This window comes from Rhizobium anhuiense bv. trifolii, from assembly GCF_024346605.1.
In the GTDB taxonomy this organism is placed as follows: Bacteria; Pseudomonadota; Alphaproteobacteria; order Rhizobiales; family Rhizobiaceae; genus Rhizobium; species Rhizobium anhuiense.
Genome location: NZ_CP098803.1, coordinates 1,483,500 through 1,497,629, shown reverse-complemented (window position 1 = coordinate 1,497,629; position 14,130 = coordinate 1,483,500). Strand labels below are relative to the sequence as shown.

Genomic DNA, 14,130 nt, shown 5'->3' with positions numbered 1-14,130 from the left:
CAAAATCTCGGGGATTCTCCCATGTCGAATATCGACCAGACCGCAGCCCTCCCGAATCCCGGCTCCGTCTTTCGCCTGTTCCTGCCCGAGCACCTGCCGGCAACGCTGATGCTGGCCGGCGGCGTGATGCTTTATGCCGTCGAGAGTTACATCATGGCGACGATCGCGCCTTCGATCGTGCGCGATATCGGCGGGCTCGCGCTGTTTTCCTGGGTCACCAGCCTGTTCGTGGCGGCTGCCGTGCTTGGCTCGATCTTCGTCGCCATGCGGCCGCGAGGGATCGGGCTTCGCACCGTCTATGTGATCGCAGCACTGGTCTTCGGCGTCGGCAGCCTGATTGCCGCAGCCGCCCCCTCGATGCCGGTGGTGCTGATCGGACGCGCCGTCCAGGGTCTGGGAACCGGGGCACTGGCCGCGCTCGGCTATGCCTTCATCCGCTTCGTCTATCCCGAGCCGCTCTGGCCGAAGGCCTCGACGCTCTATGCGGCGATCTGGGGTGTGGCGACCGTCATCGGGCCGACGCTCGGCGGTTTCTTTTCGTCCGGCAGCAGCTGGCGCTACGCCTTCATCGTCCTCGTGCCGCTCGGCCTGCTGATGGCGGCGCTGGCGCCGCGGCTGTTGCCCGAAGTCGAGGACGATCGCGAGCAGGCGAAAACCCCGGTTGCGCAGATCGGGCTGCTGCTGGCGGCCGTGCTGATGGTCAGCGCCGCCGGCGCGATCGAGACGACGGGCGCGAGAGGAGCGCTGATTGCCGCCGCAGTCGTCGCCGTCGCCGGCATGTTTCTCATCGAGAGGCGAAGCGCGAACCGGCTGCTGCCCTCCGGCGCCGTCAGCCTGTCCCGGCCGATTGCACGGGTCTATCTGACGATGTTCGCCCTGACCGTCGTGCTGGTCAGCGACGTCTTCATTCCCTATTTCCTGCAGACGCTGCATGGGGTGACGCCACTCCTATCGGGTTATCTGGTGGCGCTGGTCGCCCTCGGCTGGACATTCGCGGCCTTCCTCAGCGGCTCGCTAACCGGCGGCCGAGCCCATGCGGCGATCGTCATCGGCGCTCTCATCGAGGCGGCGGCGACCGCGTTGCTCGCCGTCTTCCTCGGCAGCGACAATCCGGAAGGGCACCTGCTCCTCATCGTGCCGGCGGCAATCGGCATGTTCATGATGGGCTTCGGCATCGGTCTCGGCTGGGCGCATCTCGTCGCCATGGTCCTGAGGCTCGTTGCCGACAATGAGCAGGACAAGGCCTCTTCGGCGATCCCGACGATGAGTTCGCTCGGCGGGGCTTTCGGCGCGGCCTTCTCAGGGGTCATTGCCAATGGCGCCGGCCTCGTCGATCCGGGCGGTATTGCCGGCAGCATCTCGGCGGCCCACTGGCTCTATCTGCTGATGGCGCTGCCCGGCATCGTCGCGATTGCGGCGGCGATGACGCTGAGAGACCGCCGGAATTGAAAGAGGCGCCTCGGGTTCGGGGCGCCTTTTCACAATTGAACGCTGTGCCTTGTCCACTAACCTCGGACGGTGAGCACGATCTTGCCGATATGGTTGCCGTCCTCCATCAGGCGGTGCGCCTCCACGACCTCTTCGAAGGCGAAGACCTTGTGGATGACCGGGGCGACGGTGCCGGCTTCGAGCAGCGGCCAGACCTCCGAGAGCAGATCGTCGCGGATGGCGCGTTTTTCCTCCGCCGTGCGCGGGCGCATGGTGGAACCGGTGACCGTCAGGCGCTTGACCATGATCGGCGAGAGATTGACCTTTTCGGCGATCGCACCGCCGAGGAAGGCGATGATCGACAGGCAACCGTCCCTGGCGAGCGAGGCGAGGTTGCGCTCGAAATAGGCTGCACCGATCATGTCGAGGATGATGTCGACGCCCTCACCGGTCTCGGCCTTGATGACCGCGGCGAAATCCTCGGTCCGGTAGTTGATCGCGCGTTTGGCGCCCAGCCTTTCGCAGGCCTCGCATTTCTCCTTCGAACCTGCCGTCGCGTAGACTTCGGCGCCGAAGGCGCGGGCAAGCTGGATCGCCGTGGTGCCGATGCCGCTCGTGCCGCCATGGATCAGCACGCTCTCGCCTTCCGTCAGCCCGGCCATCTGGAAGAGATTGGCCCAGACGGTGAAGAAGGTCTCGGGAAGAGCCGCCGCCTTGACCGCGTCATAGCCTTTGGGAAAGGGCAGGATCTGGCCTGCCGGCAGCAGGCAATATTCGGCGTAGGCGCCGCCATTGGCAAGGCCGCAGACCTTGTCGCCCACGGCGTAGCCGGTGACGCCTGGGCCGATCGCGACGATTTCGCCGGCAAGTTCCAGGCCGAGGATCGGGCTCGCACCCTTGGGCGGGGGATAGCTGCCCTGGCGCTGGGCGATATCCGGACGGTTTACGCCGATGGCCTCGGCGCGCACGAGAATCTCACCTTCACCAGGCACCGGCAGCGGGCGTTTGCCGATCACCATCACCTCCGGCCCGCCGAAGGACGGCAGATCGACGAAGTGCATTTCCTGAGGCAGTGACATGTCGCGGCCCTCCTGATCCCGAATGTTCGGAATAGATCAGCCCCGGAGGCTTGGGAAGGCTGGAAGTGGCAAGGGCGTCAATTCGCCTCGGCCACTGCATCAGTGCTACAGCGTCCTTTGCGCGTCTAGAAAGACGCGCGGCGCTGTAGGAGGTGGAAGACGAGCCCTTCCTCGCTTTCCTTGGCGGCCGACTTGATGATGGCGATCTCGGCGCTGACGCGATTGATATCGTCGATGACGAGGCCTTCCGGCAGTTCTATGACGCCGATCGAGCAGCGCATCAGCGGAAACAGGGCTTCGGCGCCGGTGCGGTCGTGACCGAGGATGCGGCCGGCGGCCCGGTCCTCGTCGGAATAGAGATCACGCACGTCGTCATGGAAATCGCTGATCAGCCGGTCGAGGATCTCCGTCAGCTCCTCCTTCGTCCAGCCGACGACACCGATGAAGAAATCGTCGCCGCCGACATGGCCGAGGAAATGGCGCTCGGCGAAGAAATAGCGGCGCATCAGCGCGGCAAACAGCGAGATCGCGTGGTCGCCGAGATGGAAGCCGTAGGCATCGTTGAACGGCTTGAAATTGTCGAAGTCGCAATAGCAGAAATGGCGGATCTCATCGCCGTCGCGGCCGGACTGACGCATGAAATCGCGGACGGCGCGATTGCCCGGCAGGCCGGTCAGCGGGTTCTGGTCCTGGGCGGTCTTAAGCTGTTTCTCGTTGATGACCTTGATCAGCGAGGCGGCGGAGACGACGCCGGCATAACGCATATTGTCGGTCAGGATCAGGCAGTTGCTGCCTTCCATGCTGGCGAAGATCGCCATCAGCCGCTCGGCGTCGCTGTCGAGGCCGACGATCGGCGCCATCTCGACGAAATGCGAGATGGAGCGCTCGTACATCTTGTTCTTCAGGAGATCGCGGCCGAAGGGCTGGTAGATATATTCCTTGAGGTGATGCTCGTGGATGATGCCGCGCGGCTCGCTGTTGGCGTTCAGAACCGGAAAGAAGGCCTGGCGCGGATTGCGGCGGAAGAGTTCGAAGACGCTGTCGATGCTGTCGTTCTCATAAACCGTCGGCAGCAGTTCGATCTGCTTGCGGATGAGGATTTCGTCGAGCGATCCCCGCTTGCTCTTGCCGAGCTCCTGCAGATGCGGGAATGACGGCGTCAGCTCCGATATATGCGTCGTCGGGCGGGAGATGAACCAGCCCTGGACGAGGTCGACGCCGTATTCGCGGCAGGCGATGAATTCGGCCTCGGTCTCGATGCCTTCGGCGATGACACGGGTGCCGAGCACATGGGCGATGTTGACGATGCTCTTCAACAGATGGCGCTTGCGCGGGCTGCGGTCGATCTCGGCGACGAAATGTCGATCGATCTTCAGGTAATCGACGGCATAATCGCAGAGCAGCTTCATCTCGCCGTGACCGACGCCGAAATCGTCGATTGCCAGCTTGAAACCGGCCTTGCGCAGCCTGGACACCAGGGCGGAAAATTCCGGCACGCTGGTATTGTCGAAACGCTCGGAGAATTCGAAGCAGACTGAGGATGGCGGAATATTGGCCTTGCGCAGATGCTGCAGCAGGTTCTCGACCAGGCGTTCGCCATGCGGGATCAACCGGACGTCGAGATTAAGGAACAGCGTGGAGGTCGCAAAATTCGACAGCGTGGCGAATTTGGCGAGCGCCCGGCTGGCGAGCATCTGTTCGAGCTGCAGCAGCTGGCCGAGCTGATGGGCCTCGTCGAGGAGTTCGACCGGCGTGTCGTAGCCGATGCGTTCCTGGCCTCGCATCAGGGATTCATAACCGAAGACCGTGCCGGTGCCGGCCTCGACGATCGGCTGGAAGGCGTTCTCGACCACGAGCTTGGCAAGCGTGACGATTTGATCGCTGGCGTAGCGGCGCAGAACACCCGGCTCGACGGTAGCAACCAAAGACATGTCGGTCTTCACGTGGCCGGTCTTCATTGTGGCGGATCTCCACTGTGACTTGTTCTTTTCGTCCGGAACATGCCGCAGAAGGATCAACGAACTCTTTCGCCAGTGTGAAGGTTTTATGAAACGCGCAGAGACTCGCCGCGCGTTCCGCGTTTATTCAATTTTTCAAATGCAATCAAATGCTTGCTCAGGCGGAACGACGGCGCTCCGCCTCGTGATCGGCGAACATGTCGGCGACGCATCTGCCGCCGGATGGAGCGCCCTCATCGTCGAGGACATCGTCCCGGAATTCGTTGAGCTTGCGGGCGGTATCCCACAGGCGCAGCGCTTCGCGGACGACCTCGCTGCTCGAGGCATAGCCGCCATTGTCGACGGCGGCGCGGATACCCGCTGCCTGTTGCGGAGAGATGGATACGGTGACCATCGGCATGAACTTCCTCCCTTTTCTGATCAGGCAGAACCCTGCCTCTGGGGGACGCATGACCATTTTCAGCATTCTCGGCGATACCAGCCGGTGCCTTGGTGCATTCGCACGTAGCCGATCCTCTGTCTTTGGACCGGCATTAACCCTTAAAGTCTAATCCCCTGTCATCCCCTTGTCAAAAAGAACGGTCGGAAAGCGACGCCGGAGCATCACTTTCCACAGCCCCACTGCGGATGCCGATGCCGAAGGCAATCATCGTCCAACCCTGGATAATGAGGTCGGCGGCCAGGAACAGGCCGAGGATCCAGAGACTGTTCACCGGCCAGCCAAGCGCAATGACGAAACCGGCAAGGGCGGTGATGACGCCGCTTGCGACGATCCAGCGCCAGCCCTTGGTGGGCTTCATGCGCATGCCGACCCAGGTGCGGAAGACGCCGGCGATGACGAGGGTTAAAGAGAGAAACAGCGTCAGCGCCACCGAGGTGAGGATCGGATTGATGAAGGCGCAGATGCCGGCAAGCAGGTAGAGTAGGCCGCTCAGCACCCAGAACAGCGCGTGATCCCAGCCGCGCACCTGGAAGGCATGGACGAGATAGATCACGCCGCCGAACAGCATGAGCATGCCGACATAGTAGACCGAGACGACGGTGGCGAGCATCAGATTGCCGAGCGCGATCAGACCGCAGACGAGCAACACCACGCCGAGGCCGACGAACCAGATCCATTTCGACTGCAGTGAAGATGTCGGTGTTCCCTCAAAGACATCGGCCATGATGCACCTCCTGAGATTTGGAATATGTTGCAGCAATTTTTCACGGAAAGATCTGCGCCAGATCAAATCGAGAAAGATTTTTATTGATTGATCAGTCAATCAAAAATAACCTGCTTCAAATTTTTACAGGAGCTGGCAGCTTGCCAAAGGTCGGAATGGAGCCGGTGCGCCGCAAGGCGCTTGTCGATGCGGCGCTGCGGGTGATCGGCGATCACGGCTCGCTTGCCGTCACCATGTCCGACATTGCCCGGCAGGCCGGCGTGTCGCCAGCCCTGGCCCATCATTATTTCGGCAGCAAGGAGCAATTGCTGATCGAGACGATCCGCTCGCTTCTCCGACAGCTGCGCAGTGATACGGTGGCAGCACTCAAGGCGGTCAGAACGCCGCGGGCGCGGCTTTCGGCCGTCATCCGCGTCAGCTTCCACGCCGACCAGTTCGCGCCGGAGACGATTGCCGCCTGGCTCGCCTTCTACGCCGAGGCGCAGCGCTCGGAAGAGACCCGCCGTTTCCTGGTGATCTATGCCCGGCGGCTGCGTTCCAATCTCTTGGCCGATCTGAAAGCACTCCTGCCGGCTGACGCCGCAGAACGCATCGCCGAAGGCGCTGCGGCGATGATCGACGGGCTCTATATCAGGCAAAGTCTGAAATCAGCGCCGATCGGCATCGAAGCCTCGATCGCGCTGACCGAGGATTACCTGAATGCGCTCCTGGCCACCGCCTCCCCTTCCTCCCGAGGGGAGAAGGGACGACCCCATCGAACCACCCAAGGACAAATGACATGAAAGCCCAGCCGAAAGCCTCGCACTTCATCGACGGCGAATATGTCGAGGATACCGACGGCACCGTCATCGAGAGCCTCTATCCCGCGACCGGCGAAGTGATCGCCCGGCTGCATGCCGCAACGCCTGCGATCGTCGAGCGGGCGATCGCGGCGGCCAAACGCGCCCAACCGGAGTGGGCGGCGATGAGCCCGATGGCGCGCGGGCGCATCCTGAAGCGGGCGGCCGACATCATGCGCGAGAGAAACCAGGCACTCTCCGAACTGGAAACGCTCGATACCGGCAAGCCGATCCAGGAGACAATCGTCGCCGACCCGACCTCGGGTGCCGATGCCTTCGAATTCTTCGGCGGTATTGCGCCGGCCGGTCTCAACGGTTCGCAGATCCCGCTCGGCCAGGACTTTGCCTATACCAAGCGGGTGCCGCTCGGCGTCTGCGTCGGCATCGGCGCCTGGAACTATCCGCAGCAGATCGCCTGCTGGAAGGCTGCACCAGCGCTTGTCTGCGGCAATGCCATGGTGTTCAAACCGTCCGAGAACACGCCGCTCGGCGCATTGAAGATCGCCGAGATCCTTTATGAGGCGGGACTGCCGAAGGGGCTCTTCAATGTGATCCAGGGCGACCGCGACACCGGGCCGCTGCTCGTCAACCATCCCGACGTCGCCAAGGTATCGCTGACCGGATCGGTGCCGACGGGCCGCAGGGTCGCGGCGGCGGCGGCCGGCAACCTCAAGCATGTGACGATGGAACTCGGCGGCAAGTCGCCGCTGATCGTCTTCGACGATGCCGATCTCGATTCGGCGGTCGGGGGCGCGATGCTCGGCAATTTCTATTCGACCGGCCAGGTCTGCTCGAACGGCACGCGCGTCTTCGTACAGAAGACGATCAAAGCCGAGTTCCTGAAGCGGCTGAAGGCCCGCACCGAGGCGATGCTGATCGGCGATCCGATGGACGAGGCGACGCAGATCGGCCCGATGGTCTCCTGGGCACAGCGCGAGAAGGTGATCTCCTACATCGAGAAGGGCAAGGCCGAGGGCGCAACGCTGATTGCCGGCGGCGGCATTCCGAACAACGTCTCCGGCGAAGGCTATTACGTGCAGCCGACGGTGTTTGCCGATGTCACCGACGACATGAGCATCGCCCGCGAGGAGATCTTCGGGCCGGTCATGTCAGTGCTCGATTTCGACGCGGAGGACGAGGTGATCGCGCGGGCCAATTCCAGCGAATTCGGCCTTTCCGGCGGCGTCTTCACCGCCGACCTCACCCGCGCCCACCGCGTCGTCGACCGGCTGGAGGCGGGCACGCTCTGGATCAACACCTACAATCTCTGCCCGGTGGAAATCCCCTTCGGCGGCTCGAAACAATCCGGCTTCGGCCGCGAGAATTCTCTTGCGGCGCTGGAGCATTATTCCGAGCTGAAGACGGTCTATGTCGGCATGGGGCCGGTGGTGGCGCCTTATTGAAGGAGTGAAGACCCCTCCCCACAAGAGGGAGGGGCCAATCCGGGGCACCGGTTTTGCCCTCCTTCCATCGCATCGCTTACGGCGCTGATTTTGAAGTGAGGCAGTGCCGCAAGTTAAGCCCCTCCCCTTGTGGGGAGGGGTTTGGGGCGGGGTCTTAATGTCCGGGGTCTTCGGAACCGTTGCAAAGAATCTAAGGGAACGTCATGCAACAAGCAGATTTCGTCATCATCGGCTCGGGGTCGGCCGGTTCCGCCCTCGCCTATCGCCTGTCGGAAGACGGCAAGACCAGCGTCCTCGTCATCGAGGCGGGCGGCAGCGATTTCGGGCCGTTCATCCAGATGCCGGCAGCCCTTGCCTGGCCGATGAGCATGAAGCGGTATAACTGGGGTTATCTCTCCGAGCCGGAGGCAAACCTCAACAACCGGCGCATCACCGCGCCGCGCGGCAAGGTAATCGGCGGCTCCTCCTCGATCAACGGCATGGTCTATGTGCGCGGCCATGCCGAAGACTTCAACCGCTGGGAGGAACTCGGCGCCAGCGGCTGGGCCTATGCCGACGTGCTTCCCTATTTCAAGCGGATGGAGCATTCGCATGGCGGCGAAGAGGGCTGGCGCGGCACGGACGGGCCGCTGCACGTGCAGCGCGGCGGCTTCACCAATCCGCTGTTCCGCGCCTTCATCGAGGCCGGCAAACAGGCAGGCTTCGAGACGACGGAGGATTACAACGGCAGCAAGCAGGAAGGTTTCGGGCTGATGGAGCAGACCATCTTCGGCGGTCGCCGCTGGTCTGCCGCCAATGCCTATCTGAAACCGGCGCTGAAGCGCGATAATGTCGGGATCGTCTACGGCCTGGCGCGGAAGATCGTGATCGAGGACGGACGCGCCACCGGCGTCGAGATCGAACGCAAGGGCAAGATCGAGGTGGTGAAGGCGAACCGCGAGGTGATCGTCTCGGCCTCCTCCTTCAATTCGCCGAAGCTCCTGATGCTGTCGGGCATCGGTCCCGGCGGCCATCTGCAGGACATGGGCATTGAAGTCAAAGCCGACCGGCCGGGCGTCGGCGCCAACCTGCAGGACCATATGGAATTCTACTTCCAGCAGGTGAGCACCAAGCCGGTGTCGCTCTATTCGTGGCTACCATGGTTCTGGCAGGGCGTGGCCGGCGCGCAATGGCTGCTCTCGCGTGGCGGTCTCGGCGCCTCCAACCAGTTCGAAGCCTGCGCCTTCCTGCGCTCGGCACCGGGGCTGAAGCAGCCCGATATCCAATACCATTTCCTGCCGGTGGCGATCAGCTATGACGGCAAGGCGGCGGCGAAAAGCCACGGCTTCCAGGTACATGTCGGCTACAACCTGTCGAAATCGCGCGGCAGCGTGAGCTTGCGCTCCGCAGACCCCAAGGCCGATCCGGTGCTGCGCTTCAACTATATGAGCCATGCCGAGGATTGGGAAAAATTCCGCCACTGCGTGCGCCTCACCCGCGAGATCTTCGGCCAGAGCGCCTTCAACGACTATCGCGGCCCGGAGATCCAGCCGGGCGAAGGCGTGCAGAGCGATGAACAAATCGACGCCTTCCTGCGCGAACATCTGGAAAGCGCCTATCACCCTTGCGGCACCTGCCGGATGGGCGCCAAGGACGATCCGATGGCGGTGGTCGATCCGCAAACGCGGGTGATCGGCGTCGATGGCCTGCGTGTCGCCGACAGCTCGATCTTCCCGCATGTCACCTACGGCAACCTGAACGGACCCTCGATCATGACCGGAGAAAAGGCGGCCGACCATATCCTCGGCAAACAGCCGCTGGCACGCTCGAACCAGGAACCGTGGATCAATCCGCGCGCGGCGGTCAGCGACCGATAGTCAGTGGTAATCTTCTTCGCGCTGGTGACGGACGGCGAGGACGATGACGCTCGTTTCGCTCACCACTTTGAAAAGAATGACATATCCGGCCGAACCGAAGGGCACGACGAGCTCGCGCAGCAAAGGATCATCGGCAGAGGCGCGTCTGGCCATAAGCGGGAAATCCTGGAGTATCATCAGAGCTTTTTGGATAGCGCTGAGGGCACGTTCCACCAAATCCGGATCACGTTCGATCAGAAAATCGGCGAGCCGGTCGAGATCGTCATAGAAGGTCTGGGTGTACTTAAGCTCGAAGGTCATTTCTGCCGTGCGGCTTTACGGGCTTTCGCCTTTTCAAGCTTTTTGCGCATCAATTCCTGGATGTCGTCCGTTGTGTAGAACACACCGGTCCGCTCCGCTTCCGCCAAGCCGGCCAGACCCCGTGCGATGAACTCCGCTTGGGTCTTTCTATAATCGATCTGACGGCGAAGGGAGTCCTTTATCAGCGACGACAAGCTCTCGCCTTCTTTCAGAACGCTTTCGGCGGCAGCGCGCAATTCAGGATCCACGCGAAGGGACGGGAGCGATGCCGTTTTCATGACCTTCCTCATGCGTTGCAACTGCAATGCAATATGACGGATCATCGTGTTATATTCAACTCCCTTCGACCGGCGCGGTTCATGCGCGCCGCGGCCGAGACAATCGGGAGCGATCGCCTCAGAGAAAACCAATCCATCGGCCGGCGAGCACGGCGGCGATCCAGACTGCGGCCGACAGGGCGGCGGAGAAGCGCAGGCCGGGCCGGACGATGCCTGTCGACACCGCCGTTTTCCAGCCTCGCCCGAAATGAACGATCGACAGGTTGAGAAGGCCGAGGGCGATCAGGCAAAGCTTGGCGAGGAAGGCGGGATTGCCGGCATATTCGACCGCCCGGACGCTGAACAGGCAGAAGCCGGTGACAAGAGCCGCGGCAAGGCCGATGCCGGCGCAGCGGGAGAGAAACAGCGCAACGATCTCGACCGGCACCCTGCGGAAGAAGCCGGCGAGCCTGAGATCAAGCGGCAGGATGGCGCCGACGAGAAGGCCGATCGCCAGGATATGGGCGGCGTTGACGAACATGTAGAGCGTTCCGGAGCGCCGGAGCGCGGCCGCAGGTGCCGTGGCTGACAGCCATTCGAGAATGTCGATCACAGCTCGGTTGGCCCGGGTCAGTTCGTCTTGATGCGGTCGGGATAGATATCGTAGCGCTTTTCGCCGATGGTGAGGCGCACCGCCTTCAGCCGCTTCTCCTTTGGATCCTGCGAACGGTTTCCAAGCGCCACGACCTTATCGCCGGGCTTAGCGACACCTTCGACGAAGCCGGAGCGTTCCGTCTGGCGCGGATTGCTGAGCTCGACCAGCCAGACGCCGTCATTGGCGGTGGCGACGTCAAGGGTCGGATGCGGCCCGCCCATGGAGATCTTCTCGATGGTGCCGGCAAGCTCGATCTGATCCGCCTCGGCCCAGGACCAGCCATGATGGGCAATGGCGCCGGTGGCGAAAGCCGTCGACAGCATGGCCGCAGCGATGATGCGCTGTGCTGAGATTCTGAACATGATGTCCTCCCTACCCTATGGGCAGGCAGGTGGAGCATGCCGGCTGGAAGAAAAGGGATTTCACCAAATCTTGAAGAAAGATGCGCGATCTTCAGGCCAGCAGCCGGGTGACTTCGGCGCTGTGTTTTGGAGCGACGGCATCGGCGATGGTCGTCGAGAACAGCACCTTGCGGGTGGCGTCGGCGACCTTGGCGAAGACGTGGCGGATCTGGCAGTTCTGTTCGCCGTCGCAATCGTCGCACTGGCGATAGGCGGTGATCGAGAGACAGGGAAGCGGGGCGATCGGGCCGTCGATGATGCGCAGGATCTCACCGAAAGTGATCGTGTGGGCGGGCTTGAGGAGGAGATAACCGCCCTGCTTGCCGCGGCGGCTGGCGACGACGCCGTGATGTTTCAGGTCGAGCAGGATCTGTTCGAGAAACTTCTTCGGGATCTTCTGTTGCGCCGCGATATCGGAAATCATCACCGGTTCTCCGGCATCGGCGTCAGCCAAGACCGTGAGCGCCCGCAGCGCATATTTCGCCTTTTGCGTAATCATTTTTGACCATCGACACACACAGGCAGCGCGAATTTCCGCACTGCTACGGAAGTACTTTCACCTCTATGGCACAACCAGCATGAACCGAATTTGAACGCGCTGGAGAAAGCCTTGAGAGACAAGCGTTTTGGCCTTGTTTTTTGCTCTCGGCCAAGCTCTCTTAATCTATGCCAAAACCGCGCCTTCCGCACCATTTTCGGCATCACTTCAGATTTCGGATTGACAGGCTGCGTGTAACTCTACTATTTCTATAGACATTCAAGCTGCCGATGTGGATTTTCATCCGCATGCGGCTGCTTTTCTGCATCGCGGCAGCTTCGGAGAGATATTTGCTCCTCCGGCCGCAGCTTTCGAAATCCCTTTTTCTGTCCGATCCCCGTATGAACTGCGATACTCCCGTCAACGAAGGACAGGATTCTCATGACTGCTATCAATCCAATTTTGGAAGAAGGGCCGATTGCGGAAGCCAAGGCGCTGAATGACAGGCTGGCGGGCCTCGACCTTGCCGGACGTCTGTCGCTGGTCTCCGGCCTCGGCGGCCGCGTGGTGTTCACGACGTCACTCGGCATCGAGGACCAGGTGATCACCGCCGAGATCGGCACGCACCGCCTGCCGATCGATGTCGCGACGCTGCAGACCGGCCGGCTGTTTCCCGAAACGCTGGCGCTGATCGACGAGACCGAAAACCAGTACGACATCCGCATCCACCGCTTCGAGCCGGAGAAGGCCGATATTGACGCCTATGCGGCGCAATACGGCCTCAACGGTTTCTACGAGAGCGTCGAAGCCCGGCATGCCTGTTGCGGCGTGCGCAAGCTGAAGCCGCTTGCCCGCGCGCTGGAGGGTGCTGCGATCTGGATCACCGGCCTGCGCCGCGGCCAATCGGCCAACCGCGCGGAAACGCCCTTTGCCGAGTATGATGCCGAACGCCACCTGTTGAAGGTCAATCCGCTCGCCGATTGGGACCTGGAGGCGATCAAGGCCTTCGTTTCCGCAAACGGCGTGCCGGTCAATCCGCTGCATCAGCGCGGCTATCCCTCGATCGGCTGCGAGCCCTGCACGCGGGCGATCAAGCCCGGCGAGCCGGAACGTGCCGGCCGCTGGTGGTGGGAGCAGGACGAAACGCGCGAATGCGGCCTGCATGTCGCCGAAGAGGCCGCGGCGATCGCCGCACAGTAAATCACCCCACGGCTTTCCCAAAAATCAAGGCGCGGCGACCGCCGCAGCCTTGGGAAAGCCAACATTCCCAGGGAAAGCAACATTCTTGGGGAAGCCACATCAAGGAATTGTTTGCGGTGAGCCGCAAACGACCGACCGACAGTCTGGAGTAAGACATGCCCGATAGCCGTCTCGATACGGAACTCAGCAATCCCCAGAGCGCCAAGGCGCCGCTCGACCCGCATCTGAAGGCGCTGGAAAACGAATCCATCCATATCTTCCGCGAGGTTGCAGCCGAATTCGAGCGTCCCGTCATGCTCTATTCGATCGGCAAGGATTCCTCGGTGCTGCTGCATCTGGCGCGCAAGGCCTTCTATCCCGGCCGCGTGCCTTTCCCGCTGCTGCATGTGAATACCGGCTGGAAGTTCAGGGAGATGATCGCCTTCCGCGACGAGACCGCGAAGAAATACGATCTCGATCTGATCGAGCACATCAATCCGCGCGGTGCTGCCGAAAACATCACGCCCTTTACCCATGGATCGGCGGCCTTCACCGACATCATGAAGACCGAAGGCCTGCGCCAGGCGCTCGATGCCGGCCAGTTCGACGCCGCTTTCGGCGGCGCGCGGCGCGACGAGGAAGCCAGCCGCGCCAAGGAGCGCATCTATTCCTTCCGCACGCCCGACCATCGCTGGGATCCGCGCAACCAGCGGCCGGAACTCTGGAACATCTATAACGGCATGATCCGCAAGGGCGAGAGCGTGCGCGCCTTCCCGCTGTCGAACTGGACCGAAGTCGATATCTGGCGCTACATCCAGGCCGAGGACATTCCGCTGGTGCCGCTCTACTACGCCAAGAAGCGTCCGTTCGTGGAGCGCGACGGCATGATGATCCTCGCCGAAGACCCGCGCCTGGAGCTGCTGCCCGGCGAGGTCCGCCAGGAAGGCATGATCCGTTTCCGCACCCTCGGCGATTTCCCGCTGACCGGCGCCATCCGCTCCCAGGCCACCACCCTCGAAGAGGTGATCGCCGAACTCGAAATTGCAACTGTGTCCGAACGCCAGGGCCGCGCCATCGATCGCGACCAGTCCGGCTCCATGGAAAAGAAGAAGCGTGAAGGATATTTCTGAG

The 14,130-nt window shown here is 62.2% G+C and carries 15 protein-coding genes; 6 read left to right on the top strand and 9 right to left on the bottom strand.

The features are described 5' to 3' along the window. The first annotated feature begins 21 nt into the window (after positions 1 to 21). Positions 22 to 1,449, top strand: a complete 1,428-nt coding sequence (locus tag NE851_RS15970) for an MFS transporter (protein WP_168334131.1) — start codon at positions 22 to 24, stop codon at positions 1,447 to 1,449. Positions 1,450 to 1,505: 56 nt separating this feature from the next. On the opposite strand, the gene NE851_RS15965 is transcribed toward NE851_RS15970, so the two are convergent. The 4 genes from NE851_RS15965 to NE851_RS15950 all read right to left on the bottom strand — a co-directional run bounded on the left by NE851_RS15965 (position 1,506) and on the right by NE851_RS15950 (position 5,631). Next, the gene (locus NE851_RS15965; RefSeq protein ID WP_063476613.1) at positions 1,506 to 2,507 is read right to left on the bottom strand and encodes an NAD(P)H-quinone oxidoreductase; all 1,002 of its coding nucleotides are present in this window, start codon (positions 2,505 to 2,507) and stop codon (positions 1,506 to 1,508) included. A gap of 125 nt (positions 2,508 to 2,632) precedes the next feature. Continuing rightward, a complete protein-coding gene (locus NE851_RS15960; protein ID WP_168334130.1) occupies positions 2,633 to 4,465 on the bottom strand; it encodes a GGDEF domain-containing protein in 1,833 nt (610 codons plus the stop codon). Positions 4,466 to 4,622: 157 nt separating this feature from the next. After that, entirely contained in the window at positions 4,623 to 4,865 is a 243-nt protein-coding gene (locus NE851_RS15955) for a ribbon-helix-helix domain-containing protein (RefSeq protein ID WP_047614177.1), read from the bottom strand. Positions 4,866 to 5,034: 169 nt separating this feature from the next. Further along, positions 5,035 to 5,631 (bottom strand): HdeD family acid-resistance protein, encoded by a 597-nt coding sequence (locus NE851_RS15950; RefSeq protein ID WP_063476611.1) that lies wholly within the window; start codon positions 5,629 to 5,631, stop codon positions 5,035 to 5,037. Positions 5,632 to 5,786: 155 nt separating this feature from the next. Between NE851_RS15950 and betI the strand changes: the two genes are divergently transcribed. The 3 genes from betI to betA all read left to right on the top strand — a co-directional run bounded on the left by betI (position 5,787) and on the right by betA (position 9,729). Continuing rightward, positions 5,787 to 6,413, top strand: a complete 627-nt coding sequence (betI, locus tag NE851_RS15945; protein WP_047614175.1) for a transcriptional regulator BetI — start codon at positions 5,787 to 5,789, stop codon at positions 6,411 to 6,413. Then, on the top strand, positions 6,410 to 7,873 hold the full coding sequence (gene betB, locus NE851_RS15940) for a betaine-aldehyde dehydrogenase (protein WP_168334129.1): 1,464 nt from the start codon (positions 6,410 to 6,412) through the stop codon (positions 7,871 to 7,873). Before betI ends, betB begins: the two co-directional genes overlap by 4 nt. A gap of 203 nt (positions 7,874 to 8,076) precedes the next feature. Continuing rightward, positions 8,077 to 9,729 carry a choline dehydrogenase gene (betA, locus tag NE851_RS15935; RefSeq protein WP_168333895.1) on the top strand — a complete coding sequence of 551 codons (1,653 nt, stop codon included), beginning with the start codon at positions 8,077 to 8,079 and terminating at the stop codon, positions 9,727 to 9,729. Here betA and NE851_RS15930 read toward each other — a convergent pair whose 3' ends face one another. From NE851_RS15930 to NE851_RS15910, 5 genes are all read right to left on the bottom strand, one after another. Further along, positions 9,730 to 10,029: a type II toxin-antitoxin system RelE/ParE family toxin gene (locus NE851_RS15930; protein ID WP_168333896.1), complete on the bottom strand. Its 300-nt coding sequence runs from the start codon at positions 10,027 to 10,029 to the stop codon at positions 9,730 to 9,732. It abuts the gene before it with no gap. Beyond that, positions 10,026 to 10,307 carry a YlcI/YnfO family protein gene (locus NE851_RS15925; protein ID WP_168333925.1) on the bottom strand — a complete coding sequence of 94 codons (282 nt, stop codon included), beginning with the start codon at positions 10,305 to 10,307 and terminating at the stop codon, positions 10,026 to 10,028. The genes NE851_RS15930 and NE851_RS15925 overlap by 4 nt, the downstream gene beginning before the upstream one ends. A 118-nt stretch (positions 10,308 to 10,425) precedes the next feature. After that, positions 10,426 to 10,899, bottom strand: coding sequence for a DUF6644 family protein (locus NE851_RS15920; protein WP_047614170.1), 474 nt, complete (start codon positions 10,897 to 10,899; stop codon positions 10,426 to 10,428). 17 nt (positions 10,900 to 10,916) lie between these two features. Then, a complete protein-coding gene (locus tag NE851_RS15915; RefSeq protein WP_168333897.1) occupies positions 10,917 to 11,303 on the bottom strand; it encodes a DUF6152 family protein in 387 nt (128 codons plus the stop codon). Positions 11,304 to 11,394: 91 nt separating this feature from the next. Continuing rightward, positions 11,395 to 11,841: an RrF2 family transcriptional regulator gene (locus NE851_RS15910; protein ID WP_047614168.1), complete on the bottom strand. Its 447-nt coding sequence runs from the start codon at positions 11,839 to 11,841 to the stop codon at positions 11,395 to 11,397. A gap of 420 nt (positions 11,842 to 12,261) precedes the next feature. Between NE851_RS15910 and NE851_RS15905 the strand changes: the two genes are divergently transcribed. Further along, positions 12,262 to 13,020: a phosphoadenylyl-sulfate reductase gene (locus NE851_RS15905; RefSeq protein ID WP_047614167.1), complete on the top strand. Its 759-nt coding sequence runs from the start codon at positions 12,262 to 12,264 to the stop codon at positions 13,018 to 13,020. A gap of 155 nt (positions 13,021 to 13,175) precedes the next feature. Then, a complete protein-coding gene (gene cysD / locus NE851_RS15900) occupies positions 13,176 to 14,129 on the top strand; it encodes a sulfate adenylyltransferase subunit CysD (RefSeq protein WP_047614166.1) in 954 nt (317 codons plus the stop codon). The last annotated feature ends 1 nt before the right edge of the window (position 14,130 follow it).